Source organism: Secundilactobacillus muriivasis, assembly GCF_054785195.1.
The window spans coordinates 89470-104761 of sequence record NZ_BAABMI010000019.1 but is presented as its reverse complement, the minus strand read 5'-3'; the positions used below and the strand labels follow the sequence as shown (position 1 = coordinate 104761).

The window sequence follows — 15292 nt, the reverse complement described above, 5'->3', positions numbered from 1 at the left end:
ATTTTACAGAAAAGAGGAGTGGCGGGCTTTCCTCCCACGTTTGAAAACGTGGGTATCTCGCCCAATATTTTAATGAATTTTGTTCAGAATTCATCGCCGTTTTTGTTTGTCAGCGAAGGCTGATGGTTTGGCGGTAGTTAATCGGTGCTATATACTAAAGACACCAAACCATTTAGGAGATGTTTATGGTGACTACTAGAGTTAGCCTAGATGATTATCCCCATTTACCGCCTGATGTGTTGAGTACGCGATGTTGATTGCGAAGCCAGAAGAGTTAGGGCTGATAAATGATACTGGGAAAGTAGTTGAAAATTTTGAGACTTTGAAAACACGATGGCTGGATAAGTGAAAAAAGCTCACTGATTAAAAGGACGTTTTGATAGTCAACGATGCTTAAATTTATTTGATAAATTTTAATTAATACTATTATTGATTTTAATCTGCTCCAATTGCTGCGCTAGAATAAAATACATTGACTAAAAACTCACACGAAATAGGCACCTTACTAAACCCTAACTTTAGGGTTTCAGCAAGGTGCCTATTTCACGTTCTAACTATGAAACAACTTCATCTCAATATCCTGATTATAATTGCCAAATCCATGCCCAAAGATGCAGCAACCACCATTGTTCTTAGCGTTTTTCTTAATCGCAAACCGAACGGAGAAGGTTTCACGATGCGTATCCAGATCTTCCAACGACACATCCGTAAATGGCTGACCGTCCAAGAAACTCCCATCGTGAGTCAACCGGAAAGTCTTCAGCATCCCGTACTGGTTAACGTTGTCTGGCACCCATTCCGGCGTGTATTTGCCACGAATATCTGAGAAGTCGCCAGGACTGGTCCAAGTGCCGATTTCGGTTCCGTTGATGTAGACCGTAATATCAGACGGCCAAACGTTGTTGGAAAATGGGAACTCGGAGCCCAGCTCCATAGAGAGGTCCAGCATCTCTAACTTATCGTTTTTAGCGAGGTAGTTTGGAAATTGATACTCCACAAACCCATTGCACCACCAGATCATCCCGGCGTTCATCCGCTCTGGATCCGCAAAGTAGGCGGGGTTATCAACCTTGCCAATATAGTCAGTCTTACCAGCCAATCCACAGGAAGGGGTCACGTTAAAGTTGGTAAAGTGACCGACTGGTACCTGAGTGGTATAGGATTCAAATTCAGGATAAATCATCTGTGGAAAATGGACATTAATGTTATCCACTTGTAAGCGAGAAACCTTATTATGACCAACGCGCTCAAACTTAATGATCCCGGCATCCGCTAACTTATTGAGGTGCAGCAAGATGATCGTACTACTCAGGTTAAGATCGGTTGCCAGTTCCGAAACGCTCATTTTACGCCGGGACAATTTTTGAATGATGTGAATTCGAACCGGACTTGCGAGGGCCTTGAAGACGGGCAGTGAACTATCTGAAATATCAGCTTCCATACCAATTACCTCCAATGTTTTTATTGCTTGTTATTTAATTAACAATATTTATATTGCTTTTTTAACAATAAAAAGCTTATTTTTAACGATTATAACAATAAAAACGTTTTCAATAAAGGCTAAAAATTTAAAAAAAACTAAAAAGCATATTGTAATCGCTTGCATTTGACCGTATGCTTATCTCGTCGACAAGAGTTATCATATAAATTCTAGCGTTGGAATTTAGATTATCATTATTAAGATTTATTCCTCTGAGATTCTGGGGAAATTTTATCTAGCCGAAACGTGCTCCGAGAAGCAGAAAGCTGCACGTAAGCGACGTTCACCACAACTCCCAAAACCCGGGAGTTCTGGCAAACGTCACTTACGCTCCGCTTTCTAATCGCTTCTCTCCGCACTCTGGCACCAAGGAGACTGCAACCATGACGAACACCAAGCAATATTCATCACCGCTCATTGTACAGCGGGCTGATCCATACATTTACAAGCATACTGATGGTTATTACTATTTTACTGCATCAGTACCAGCATACAACTTAATTGAAATCCGGCGTGCAAGAACGTTGGAGGGATTGGCACATGCTGCACCACGGACAATTTGGCGTAAGCATGAAAGCGGTCCCATGTCACAACTGATTTGGGCACCAGAACTGCACTACACTGACGGTAAATGGTTCGTGTACTTTGCAGCCTCTGAAACAACTGCTCTGGACGAATTAGGCATGTTCCAACACCGGATGTTCTGTATCGAATGTGACGCAGAAGACCCAATGGCTAACGAAGACAACTGGTTCGAACATGGTCAAGTTGAAACCGGAATGGATTCATTCTGTCTCGACGCCACCACGTTTGAAGCAAACGACAAACTCTACTACGTATGGGCCCAAAAGGATCCCGAAATCAAAGGGAACTCCAACCTGTACATCGCTGAAATGAGCAACCCATGGACCCTGAAGACGAAACCAGTGATGTTATCCAAGCCAGAATATGACTGGGAAACAATTGGTTTTTGGGTCAATGAAGGACCAGCTATTATTCACCGCAATGGTCGTTATTTCTTAACTTATTCGGCTAGTGCAACCGACGAACATTACGCAATGGGGATGCTGACAGTTAGCGATGATGCTGATTTGTTGGACCCAGCGAACTGGAGTAAGTCTGCTAAGCCAGTATTTGGTAGCGATATGGAAACACACCAATATGGCCCAGGACATAATTCATTTACAGTTGCCGAAGATGGTCAAACCGATATTCTCGTCTACCACTGCCGTGACTACACCGAGATCAAAGGCGATCCGTTGTACGATCCAAACCGGCACACGAAGGTTCAAGCCTTTACTTGGAATGACGATGGCACACCAAACTTTGGCAAGCCTGTCCCTTACAACTACGACTAAGGAGTGAATAACCTTGAACGAAACAGCTAGTAAAAAGAAAGATTTCTGGGGTTTTCCATTAACCCACTTTACGTACTTCTTTATGTGGCAAATCATCAACGGGTACTTGACCCTGTGGATGGAACAAGTTGGTCACTTAAACGGTACCACTGCCGGACTTGTGTTCTCGATGATGGCCGGGATCTCACTGATATTCCAACCAGCATTCGGGGTCTTATCTGACCGGTTACTGTTCAAAAAGAACTTGATTATTACCATTGCGGTTGCCGCTATCTTAATCGGCCCGTACTTCCAATGGTTATTCTTGCCATTATCTAAAATGAATGCCGGCTTAGTTGCCGTCATTACCGGGATTTTCTTAAGCTTCATCTTCAATGGTGGGGTTTCCGTTATTGAACAGTACGTTCAACGTGCTAGTTTAGCTAACGGGTTTGAATATGGTCACTCACGGATGGGTGGTTCATTAGCCGGGATGTGTGCATCCTTCGCTGGTGGTCAACTCTTCCTGTGGAGCCCTAACTCAATTTTCTGGGCATGTACCTTCATGGGTATCTGCTTGACCCTCTTGTTGATCTTCTCTGATAAGGTTCACTTGGAAAATGCATCAGCTGCCGGTGATACTTCAGGTTCATTGGATACCAGCTTGATTGGTTCAATCTTCAAGATGAAGAACTTCTGGTACTTGTCAATCTTCTACATCGGGACTTCAGCTTTGTACGATGTGTTTGATCAACAATTTATCATCTTCTTCAAGACGTTCTTCCACACGGCCGCTTCAGGGACTCAGGCATACAGCTACATGACCACTGCCCAAATCGGGTTGGAATTCTTACTCATGTTCCCAATGCCATGGATCATCAACCGGATCGGTTCACGTAATGGGTTGATCGCTTACGGTGTTATCTTGGCCATCCGGATTCTTGGGAGTGCCCTTTCACCAAGTTTGTTCTGGGTTGTTTTCCTTCGGTTGTTGGCGTCATTCGAAATGCCATTGGTATTGGTTTCAATTATGAAATACGTTGCCGGGGCCTTCGATATTCGTCTTTACGCCACAGTGTACGCGTTAGCGTCGAACTTTGCTAAGCAAATTTCAGTCTTCGTCTTCTCATTCTTAGCTGGGAAAATGTACGACTCAATGGGCTTCCAACACACTTACTTCGTCTTGGGTGCTATCGTTGCCGTCGTTACCATCTTCGCTGCCTTCGCATTGAAGAAGGAAGATCCTGTCCAAGCTGGTGAAGTTGAAGGACCTAAGAACGATTAATTTAGGCTCATTAATATAGTTAGTTTGATTTGATACAGGTAACTCACACAACTCACATATAAAAGTGGCACGACATTTTGCGAATTAGCAGAATGTCGTGCCACTTTTGATTAGGAAAAATAATGGGTTAAGCAATCACAAAGTGCGCAGTTGCACCCAACGTTTCAAATAGTGCTTGCCAACGTGACAGACTCAATGATAGTTGACCAAGCTCGGCTTTAGCAATTTGACTCTGGGTATAATTTTTAGATTTGGCCGCAACTTCTTGTTGGGTCATATGTTTGGCTTGACGGAGATGTTTGAATTTGTAAGCGACTCGAGCGTCTTCGTTGATATCTAAGACGTCAGATAGGTCTTGGTCGTTGCGAGCTGCTATGATCAATTTGGCCAATTTGGCATTCGTCATCGAGTGATCAAGATTTTTACCTAAAAATACCAAATCGCGAATGTTAATAGTTGGGTGCAAGAGCTGATTGTAAGCTTTAGTTGCATCAAAAAATTCAGTTGAATCTCGAGGTGCTGTCTCGATAGTATGGGTGTATTGATTGAGCTGTTTTAAGACTTGTTGTTCTGAAATTGGGGAATTAGCCATTGTGTGAGCCTCCTTCAAGTAATTAATCACAATATAGCATGATATTCTAATTCAAAATAATAAAGCACGCCATTATCAATGAAGTTGCTACCCCTCAACCGCCTCATACCGATAAACAACCGACAAACTATTCGTCGCCGCCCGCGAATCAATGCCATTCACCAACCCAGCATTGATCAGTTGCGTCATCGATTTGGTTTCCAGCGCGATGAACCAACTCGTTCTTGACAGTTGGGAGCGGTAGACGCGGTTAGTCGGGCTTTCAGCATCGGTTAAAGGGAGTTCGTCAATTGGATGATCAGCTTGAGTTGCTGATTTGAGTAACCGATTTAACTTGGTCAAATCTTGGAAGTTACAAGTGATGTCGATTGTGTGCAGGTAGGACTGTTCGTGGCGAAAGTGGCGTTGAAAGTACTGATCTAAAAAGAAGGCGTCGGTCCACTCCATCGCGAAGGTCCCAACTTGGTTGGTTTGTTGGCCAAGTGGGTGCAGTAAGGTTGACAGCGCTTGGTCGACTTGAATCCCCGGAACGGTCTGATTGGTATCGCGCAGTGAGATGTCAAAGTTGGGTTGATTTTTAGATTCTGGGGGATTGAAGGTGATGATTCTGGTTAACGACATGGTGAGGGTCATGAGTGGGAACCTCCTTGTACTTATTTTAAGTGGCGCTTTGGGTGATGATGCACCGTTATTTAACCTCATTATAGCATCAGGTTGATGAGACATTATCTGCCTCAGTTTAACAAATCTTATTACGCTATAAACAGGATTCTACCGATAATACTCAGTCGAGAAAAAGTGTCTGATTAACCGTTGACATGGCTAAGTAGTGTGATAAGATGATAAAATAATGAGAAAACTCATTTATTATTTATCTTATAAGTAACTTAGATTCAAGAGCGTGTAGCAGCTACATAGGGTCAAACGATATTAATGACGACATCACGTCAATTTCAATCAAAAAGGATGGTAATTAATGACAACAAGTTCAGTTTTAACGGATGAAGCGGTGTTAAAGGCCTACAAGGTGTTAGCGCCAGTGGTCACTCACACGCCGTTGCAGTACAGTGCGTATCTCTCACAGAAATACAATTGTAACGTTTATTTGAAACGTGAGGACTTACAAGCGGTTCGGTCCTTCAAGATTCGCGGCGCCTACTACGCCATTTCGCAGGTACCAGACGATGTGCGTCAGCGCGGCGTTGTGTGTGCCAGTGCGGGAAACCACGCGCAAGGGGTGGCGTGGACTAGCGCCAAAATGGATATCCCGGCCACGATTTTTATGCCGGTGACGACACCGAAACAAAAAATTGATCAGGTGAAGTTCTTTGGCGGCGACAAGTCGAAAATCGAACTGGTTGGTGATACCTTTGATGCGGCAAATGCTGCTGCGGTCGCCTTTAGCGAGGCACACAACCAGACCTTCATCGCGCCATTTGACGACTTAAACACCATGGCGGGCCAAGGAACTTTAGCCGTTGAAGTCTTCAACGATGCGCAGGAACAGTCTAAATCCATCGATTTCCTATTCGCAGCCATTGGCGGTGGTGGGTTGATCAGCGGAATCAGTACTCACGCGAAGGCGGTCAGTCCGCAAACGACGATCGTGGGGGTTGAACCCAGCGGGGCGGCCTCGATGGCTAAAGCCTTTGCGGTGGGGCATCCTCAAGCCCTTGAGACCGTGGATAAGTTTGTGGATGGCGCGGCCGTTCAAAAAGTGGGCGAGCTGACCTACGCCACCTGTCAGGAAAACGTGGATCGGTTGATCGAAGTGCCTGAAGGACTAGTTAGCACGACGATTCTAGACGTTTATACCAAGTTGGCGTTAGTTGCTGAACCAGCGGGCGCCTTAAGTATTGCAGCTTTGGAAGTCTATAAGGATCATTTGGCCGGCAAGAACGTGGTGTGTGTGGTTTCTGGTGGGAACAATGACATCAACCGGATGCAAGAAATTGAAGAACGGTCGTTGATCTACCAAGGGTTACAACACTACTTTGTGGTCAACTTTGCGCAACGGGCTGGGGCACTGCGGGAGTTCGTGAACGTGGTGTTGAACCCGGATGATGACATCACGAAGTTTGAATATACGAAGAAGGTCAACAGTGCTGAAGGGCCAGTGTTGATTGGGGTTCGGTTAGGTGACGCCAAGAATCTGGATCGATTATTGGAACGGTTGGCTAAGTTTGATCCGAACTATATTAATCTGCAGGAGAATCAGCGGTTGTATCGGATGTTGGTTTAGTCCAACTGACGCTGATTAATTGCTGCTATAAACTGATTGGTGGCATAACTAAAATAGGTCGTTGAATTCGAGTTTCGAGTTCAGCGGCCTATTTTTAATCGTATCCAGTTATTATCGGTTGTATGTATTTTATTAGAATGTTACTCTAAAGTTGTATCATGACCAATAGCCATGCATGGCCTTTTGGTTGAACAATTATAGAGTTGGAAAGCAATTTTGAATTGAAAAATTAATGGTTAATTTTTGCTAGTAACTGATTTATACTAGACGGTAATAAGGATGGGTTGTCTCGGATTTTTGAGCGAATATACTCATCTGGTAAGTCAACTAGCTCGTGTGGAAACGAGTTGGGATATCATCATTAGGGGGCTAAAGTGCAGGCGACTTGCGTTGCATTTGAGCAGTAGGTGATTGCGGGAATCACCGGTAAGATGAGACATTTAGGAGCAGGAGGGGCTTTTTATGAAAAATCATCAAAATCAGTCTAAGCTGTTTAGGGATAGTCTGGAAGAAAAACGGCACTATAAGTTATACAAGAAAGGGAAACTCTGGCTAATTGCTGGGATTTCGCTTTTTTCGTCTAGCTTAGTTGTGTTTCCAGATAATAGTTCAGTAACCGCTCATGCTGCGACTGACGCGGCAGTTAGTACGAGTGCGGTGACCAGTACGGCAACTGATCAGCAGCAAGTGACGCTGAAAACCAGTCAAGTGACTGATCCGGCAACCAGTGTGCAAGCGGATGGCTCGTCAAGCAGTGCTGATGAGGTAGCGAAGAATCAGTCCGAAGCGGCAAGTAGTGTTAATGACACATCGACGAGTCAGTCCGAAACGACAAGTGGTACTGGTGAGGTAGCAACAAATCAGCCCGAAACGGCGACGACAGCGGCTGAGTCAACGGGTACTCAATCCGAGACGTCAACGGCTGATCAGACTAAGGCTAAAACTGTCATCAACGGGACGGATGCGACAACCCCAACGACTTCAACGCAGTCAACAACGACTACCGATGGGCAATCAACAACGACCCCAGCCGCCAGCAAGGAGTCACCAACAACAGCTACTAAAGTGACGACTTACAGTGTCGAAACTGGTCAAAAATTGGTGAAGCAGGCCACCGATATCAGTAGTCAAATTGCAACAACGGTGACGCAAGGAGCGACGGTTGCCAACCAAAGTGAGACTGACAACATTCCAACGGACAAGGCGTTAACCGCGCTTGCCACCCACGCAACCAATGAAGTGCAATCTGTGACGGACGCTGTCGCCCAAGCTGATAGTCAATCAGTGACAAATCTGGATAGTGCAGTGTCATCACTGAATTTAGCGGCCACAATTGTGAATAACATGAGTCAAGAACTGGTTCAAGCGGGCGTTTTACTGGAATCAGATAAAAAGGGTGTTTCTGCCAGCGTTTTAGTAAATGCCCAAGCCGCCCAAGAACGGGCTAGTTTACCAGATGGCGTGACGACTGAACTAGATGCTTATGGGGATTTGATCGTCAATGCCCCTAGTAGCGCCGTTTATCAAGCTGTGGTGACAGCGCTTGCACAGCAGGGGTTAACGGCCAGTTTCCGGGAAATTGTTGATCCAAATGACTATGCGGGAACTGATACGGTTGCGTTGACTTGGGGCACGGATATTAGTGGCAGCAAGGATACGACCGCTACGACGCCTGGTGATAGCTATAAGTTCACTTCCGGACAACAAATTCCCCTTAAGATAACGATGACGGGGACTGCCGGCGATACCTTTTCGTTTACGACTTCCAAGGGCGCATACTTCGAAGCGTACAATGGCACGCCAACGGTAGTTAATAATACCGATGGCAGTTTAACGTATACCTGGACACTGCCAGGGACTGGTAACCAGATTTACGCGGTCAACGTTGGCCAAGTCAATCTACTGAGGGGAATCGCTTCAGGCGCCCAGCAGACCATTACACTGGCGATTAATAATGAGGTAGTACCAACGGCAACCCAAACGTTTACCTTGGATCCAAACATCAAAATAACGAAGGGAACGATTTTTGCCGTCAATCAATCAGAAAAAACGACGAATGAACCATATATCTATGGCGCTCGGTTTGATTTTAGCGGATCAGATTATACTGATAAATTCTATGCTTCGATTCCAGTACCATCGAACTTTAAGCTGGACACGCAGATGACTACTGCGTTAAATAAGACTGCTGAGGCTCGAGGGGTTTTGAATTACTGGCTGACGATTCCAAGCATCGGTTCAACCCTGCAACCATTAACGATTTCTCAACCCGGTGGGGTGGGCACGCCAATTATTGCGGAACAGGATCAAGCGAATGCGTACTTGGGAAATTTCAATAACGCGACTGGATTTTACTTTATTGGTGAATATACCTCGTTAGAAGCGACCCCAACTGATGGCAGTGTGGGCGCCTCCGGGTATATGACATACGCTAATGGCAGTACCCTATACTTTGGTGAAACGAATATCGATAACGGTGACGAATTGGATACCGCCAATACGTTTACGGGATTGACGACACCGACGCTTACTGGCACCACTGGGACAACGTCAGTAACCGGGTACACGGGGACCATTAAGCGCGGCATTGGTAGTGATCCTAGCAGTGATATCATTGGTATCTTGGGCATTTCAAATGGATCAACCACCGAGAAAATACCAAGTATTACGATGACCATTCCGGATGAGTTGACGTCAACCGGGATCGTCATGCCAATTGCCAATATCGGGACCTACTATGATAATACGCCGACTAGTTACGAGGTTGTTGCGACCGATACAACCGGGAATTCGGTGACTCAAACCTTAGCTGCGGGTCAAAGTTGGAATCCACTAACGGGTCAAATTGATACGGCCGGACAGTTATCGACTGGTGAAGCACTCGCAACTGACAGTAAAATTGAACAATATACTATTAATTATCAAAGTGCGATTTATCCGGATGCCTTTGACCGAATCGTGCCAGAGTTTCCAGCGAGTGACGTGAATGCTTACCACTTTACGGTACTAGGTTATGCCAATGATAACGCGGTTACGGGAACGACCTACAAGATGCCAGTGACAATCTCGGCTGATGGCCATGATGACGCAAAATCGATGAACGTTGCGGTTCAAACCATTAATCCTAATTTTATTAACTATGGTGGTAATTCTACTGGCAGTAGCTTAGCTAATGATAATAAAATCGTTGTGCCAGGTGGGACCACAACGCTCTCGTACAATACGAATGGTTATAGTGATGGGACCACTGGAAACAACTTAGATGCTTATGATGGCTCACCCTATAATTTAAGCGGGAACAATGGGTTAATTGCAGCCGGGATCTTTGAACCGATCGTTTACGTCACAGTGCCGGAACAAATGACGTTGCAGCTAACGAATGGCTTACCGTATAGCTCTAAAAACACCATTGTCCCAACGTTTACATCGTTAAAGAATCAGTATGGCCAAACGGTGTTGAAGATGGATTGGACTGGGACCGGGTATACCACTAACAATAATGATGGCTACACCTTTACGTTCAAAGTTGACCCAACTGCGACCAGTACTGTGCTTGCCAATTTTGGTCAGGCACCATCGCCCGAGTACGTTTATACGGCTGACGGCGGGACGACCTATGATAAAAAGAATGCCACACAATTGGCGGCTTTAGGCATTTCATCAACGGCAGGTATGCAAGAAATCACGTCGCCACTCCCAACTGGGACTTCGGCGATTCAATTTGATACAGCAAGCCTAAAGGGAGCCACTTTAAATAATGGGGTGGCTTCAACGTTGACATTGTCAGATGGTACGGTGATTCAAACAACAACGTTGAGAAATAATGGTGATCTGTATGATCGTTATACCATCATTGCCCCACAAAGTCTGTTGAACACGCCAACCATTCAAGGAACAGCTGATGGCATGACGGGTTATTCAAGTACGGCGCATAACTACCCGGTAGTAGACTACACTGGAATAGGTGATACGATTCAAGGACTGCAGCATCTTCAAATCCCCATCGTCAATAACTTTACGGCTGATGTAACGACTGTCTGGGATGTGACGAATTTGCCACAAGTGGGACAGACTGATCCAAATGCGGCGGGTGGTCAGACGGCCGATTTCACCCTCAAGCTTTCGGGAGCCCTTCAGCAAAGTAGTGATGTCACCAACAACGTTAAGGGCGATACGAGTACCGTTTATTATGCGACTGATGCTGTCAGCTACTCAACGGATGGTACAGCATTGAATTTTGCGGATGGGACTGCTTGGACGATTGACCCGGCGACGACCTTGCCAAGTGAACTGTTGACGGCTGATCAAGTGACTGATTGGGCGGCCATTAAGAGTATTATCGTTCGAGCTGATAAAGTATCGGGTTTGAACAAGATAACTTATATTGGTGATCTTTATTCGCCAACTAGTGACACGAACACGAATAAGTCGGCCACCATTTATAGTACGCTGAAATCTAGTGCGGCAACGGCCCTGCTCACCAGTTCGGCGACGGATGATTACGATACGAAGGCAACGATAGAAAACGTTGATCAGGATGGTAACGCAATCAATGGGTATCCCGGTGTCATGCCAAGTGTTGCATTAGTTAATGGCAGTTACGTTGTGACCGGTTTGTTTGGGCAGACGGGGGATCCGGTTTTAAATACCGTGCCAACGATTCCCGGGTACGTTTTTGTTAACACAACGGGCCCAACAACGTTCCTAGCAGACGGCTCAGGGGTGTTGGTTAACCATTATCAAGTCAGTTCAGCGCAATTAACTTCCGATTACCCCGGCATTAACGATACTGCCAGCGGTGATGTAGCGGCGACAACGCAACCTGATACTGAAACGGGAACCGATACGATCAGCTTTACGACAACTGATGCTGACTTGGCACAAGTGGGCATTCCATACACGATTCAAGTCGTTAACGGTAGTGGGGCGCCAATCACGGATGCAACTGGTAACAGTACCTACACCTCATTGGCAACCGCTTTAGCAGCTCAGGGAACGTTTGATACGACTAGTGATGCGACCGGTGCCAGCCAAATCTTCAAGGTCGTTTATGCGCTACCTGCAGACGCCGGGATTACCCTTGTGGGCAGCACTAAAGTTTACGACGGCGATGCCACGACTGATCCAGCAACGTATACCGTTAATTTGCCAACTGGCTTAACGGCCCCAACGACTTGGACGACGGCTGATTTCGATAAGACCGGCATTACCAGTCAAGATGTCAACACTGATGGCTATCCGGTGACGTTGAGTGATCAAGGTTGGACGAAGTTGATTGCGGCCAATGCTGGGGTCAGTTTTGCCAATGTTGATCGGACGTTAGTGACGGGTAAGTTGACGATTACGCCGGCAGCGATTACGGTGACTGCACCTAATTTAACCAAGGTCTATGATGGGCTGGCTTACACGACCCCAGTTACGTTGGATGGGACGACTTTGACGGTGACTGGCTTGCCAACGACCGGTGACAGCCTGGACTACAGTGCATTTGCAAACACGAGTGAGTTAAGTCACGATATCGATGCTGGGACGTACACCGGTGCGGTGATCTTCGTAGATACTGATGCTTCGCTGAACAGTAATTACACGATGACGCTAGTGCCCGGTAAGTTGACGATTACGCCTGCCGCTACGACGGCGTCTGATGTTACGGTGTTAAATGAAACCAAATTCTACAACGGGGATGCCACAACTGACCCAACCACGTTCCAAGTAAGCTTGGGTACTGGGTTAGTTGCACCAACGGACTGGACGGCGGCCGACTTTACGGTGGCTGCCCACAGTCAAGATGTTGGTAATAGCGTCGTAACCTTGAGTGACGCCGGTTTAGCGAAGTTGCAAGCGGCTAACCCGAACTACGTCTTGACCACGGCTTCGATTACGACTGGCCAATTTAGCATCACAAAGGCGCCGGTGACTATCGTGGCGCCAACCTTGACCAAGACGTATGACGGTGAAGGCTACACCGGAACCGTCACGGCAGCAAGTATCACCGGGGTGCCAACGCAAGGTGTCGCCCCAGTTTATACCCTGACTGATTTAACTCACGCTATCGATGCCGGAGACTACCCAATTGTGGTAACGTCTGATGCAAGCGCTAACGGCAACTATGAGATTCATACGGTGGCGGGAAAACTGAGCATCGCTAAGGCCATGTTAACCACACCAACAACGGCGAACACGCCTGATCAACCAGCCAATCCTGCCCAACCTGACGCCAACCCACAACTCGCAACTTCAATTGTGGTTCAAGGCGCTACTAAAGCTTACGATGGTGACCACACGACGACCCCAGCAACCTTTACCGTCTTGGCACCAAGCAACTACGCCGATACATTCACGGTACCAACGTTGGCCGCAACGGATTTTGATACGACTGGCATTACCAGTGAAAACGTTGGTAAATACAGTGTTACGTTGAGCGCGAACGGCTTGGCCAAATTACAAGCGGCTAACCCGAACTTCGACTTTGACGCTGCTGATGTCCAAAATGGTCTGGTTGTTATTACGCCAGTTGCGATCACCATTGCGGCGCCAACGGTTACTAAGGCATTTGACGGGACTGCGTATGGGCCAATCGTGGCCACTGTCACTGGGCAACCAGCGCAAGGGGTTGCGCCGGTCTATACGTTAACGGATGTGAGTGGTGATACGGCGGTTGGTAGTTATGACATCGCGGTGACGGCTGATGCCGCTGCTAACCAGAACTACCTCATCACGACGATCAATGGCAAGTTGACCATTACCGATAACAACTACGTCTTGACGGTAAATTACGTTGATGGCGTCGGAACCGCAATCAGTGATCCAGAGACGCAGACGTTGAATTACAACGATCCATATACGTCAACGGCAAAAGTTATCAACGGATACTATCTGACCCAGACACCAGCGAACGCAACGGGTAAGATGGGGCACGGCAATCAGGATGTTACGTACACTTACGGTCAATTGGGCAATTACTTGGTGACGTCGCCAACTGATGGCGAAACGACAACGGTGCCTTATCAAAATGATCCGGTTAACCCGAGTCAGGTTTTAACACCGACCACGCCAGTCGTCAGTTATGTGCCAGGGTATACACCAGCTGTTTCAGATGGTACCAAGTTGGTACCGGTTGATTCGGCTGACCCAAGTCAGGGCTACCGGCTACCAGAAGTAACGAATCCGGGTGTCGATACGCCAATTAAGTACACGATTAACCATGATTACAGCTTAACGGTCAATTATGTTGATGGTGCCGGCACATCACTTGCACCAGCGGATGTACAGACCGGATTGACCTATCAGACCGATTACAGCACTAACGCCAAGGTCATCAACGGCTACTACCTAACGACGACCCCGGTCAACGCAACGGGGAAAGTCCCAGATAGTAATGTAACCGTAACCTACGTCTACACCGCAATGGGGCAGTACCAAATCACCCCACCAACTGGCGGTGACCCACTGGTTGTGACCTATCCGAATGATCCAACTGACGCAACCAAGGCAACGACCCCGACGACACCAATCGTACCGGACGTTCCAGGTTACACGCCAACGGATAGCGCCGGGAATGCCCTCCAACCAGCTGATTCAGCTGATCCGTCGAAGGGCTATCTGCCACCAACTGTTCCAACTGATCTGAGTGAAAATACAGTGGTGACGTACGTACCGGTAACGACTGAACCTGGCACTGGGACTGAACCTGGCACTGGGACTGAACCGGGTACTGGGACTGAACCCGAGACCGGCACTGAACCGGGTACTGGAACCGAACCCGAGACCGGCACTGAGCCAGGTACTGGTGCTGAACCTGGCACGAGTACGGATGAATCGGTAGCGGCTCAACCTGAGACGCCCGCGTTATCGACAGATTCGACATCAACGACTGGTCAGCCAGCGGATAAGCTTATTGGTGACACGCAAAACGGGACAGCGGATGCGAACGGAAATGCGGTGACAACTAACGCAATTGCGACTGAGCAACTTCAATCGAACGTTGCTAACGATACGGTCGTATCAGCAACCGCTACCGCTGATAGCGACGCTGGAACGGTCACCACAAACAAGGCGGCTAATAAGTTACCGCAGACCAATGATGCGGCAAGCGAATCTGCGAAGGCGGCTGGTATTTTAGGCCTCTTAACCGGCATGTTTGGGTTAGCGGGCTTACGGCGCAAGAAACGGCATGAGGACGAGTAGAACGAATCTATATGACGTGACTGCGGAGAAACGCGATCTAAGGAAGTCGCACAGCCCATCATTAAAAAGTAGCTTAACGAACTTGAGTTTTTAAGTCGGTAAGCTACTTTTTGTTGTGCGTAGATGGCGATGTTTGATGATTTGACGGGTCATCGCGCCCGATTAGGTT

Annotated in this window: 7 protein-coding genes; 4 read left to right on the top strand and 3 right to left on the bottom strand. The window is 47.0% G+C overall.

Annotated elements, in window-relative coordinates:
- Positions 1 to 550 precede the first annotated feature (550 nt).
- Positions 551 to 1441 (bottom strand): ArsR/SmtB family transcription factor, encoded by an 891-nt coding sequence (locus ACYVR3_RS05855; RefSeq protein WP_461243479.1) that lies wholly within the window; start codon positions 1439 to 1441, stop codon positions 551 to 553.
- Between the two features lie 422 nt (positions 1442 to 1863).
- Here ACYVR3_RS05855 and ACYVR3_RS05850 point away from each other — a divergent pair, with 422 nt between their 5' ends.
- Positions 1864 to 2838: a glycoside hydrolase family 43 protein gene (locus ACYVR3_RS05850; protein ID WP_461243478.1), complete on the top strand. Its 975-nt coding sequence runs from the start codon at positions 1864 to 1866 to the stop codon at positions 2836 to 2838.
- Between the two features lie 13 nt (positions 2839 to 2851).
- Complete coding sequence (locus ACYVR3_RS05845) at positions 2852 to 4102, top strand: oligosaccharide MFS transporter (RefSeq protein ID WP_461243477.1); 1251 nt, start codon at positions 2852 to 2854, stop codon at positions 4100 to 4102.
- Between the two features lie 127 nt (positions 4103 to 4229).
- On the opposite strand, the gene ACYVR3_RS05840 is transcribed toward ACYVR3_RS05845, so the two are convergent.
- Both ACYVR3_RS05840 and ACYVR3_RS05835 read right to left on the bottom strand, forming a co-directional pair.
- Complete coding sequence (locus ACYVR3_RS05840; RefSeq protein WP_461243476.1) at positions 4230 to 4694, bottom strand: helix-turn-helix domain-containing protein; 465 nt, start codon at positions 4692 to 4694, stop codon at positions 4230 to 4232.
- Between the two features lie 87 nt (positions 4695 to 4781).
- On the bottom strand, positions 4782 to 5327 hold the full coding sequence (locus tag ACYVR3_RS05835) for a hypothetical protein (protein WP_461243475.1): 546 nt from the start codon (positions 5325 to 5327) through the stop codon (positions 4782 to 4784).
- A 343-nt stretch (positions 5328 to 5670) separates the two neighbouring features.
- Between ACYVR3_RS05835 and ilvA the strand changes: the two genes are divergently transcribed.
- Both ilvA and ACYVR3_RS05825 read left to right on the top strand, forming a co-directional pair.
- The gene (gene ilvA / locus ACYVR3_RS05830; protein ID WP_461243474.1) at positions 5671 to 6936 is read left to right on the top strand and encodes a threonine ammonia-lyase IlvA; all 1266 of its coding nucleotides are present in this window, start codon (positions 5671 to 5673) and stop codon (positions 6934 to 6936) included.
- Between the two features lie 462 nt (positions 6937 to 7398).
- The gene (locus ACYVR3_RS05825; RefSeq protein WP_461243473.1) at positions 7399 to 15123 is read left to right on the top strand and encodes an MBG domain-containing protein; all 7725 of its coding nucleotides are present in this window, start codon (positions 7399 to 7401) and stop codon (positions 15121 to 15123) included.
- Positions 15124 to 15292 lie beyond the last annotated feature (169 nt).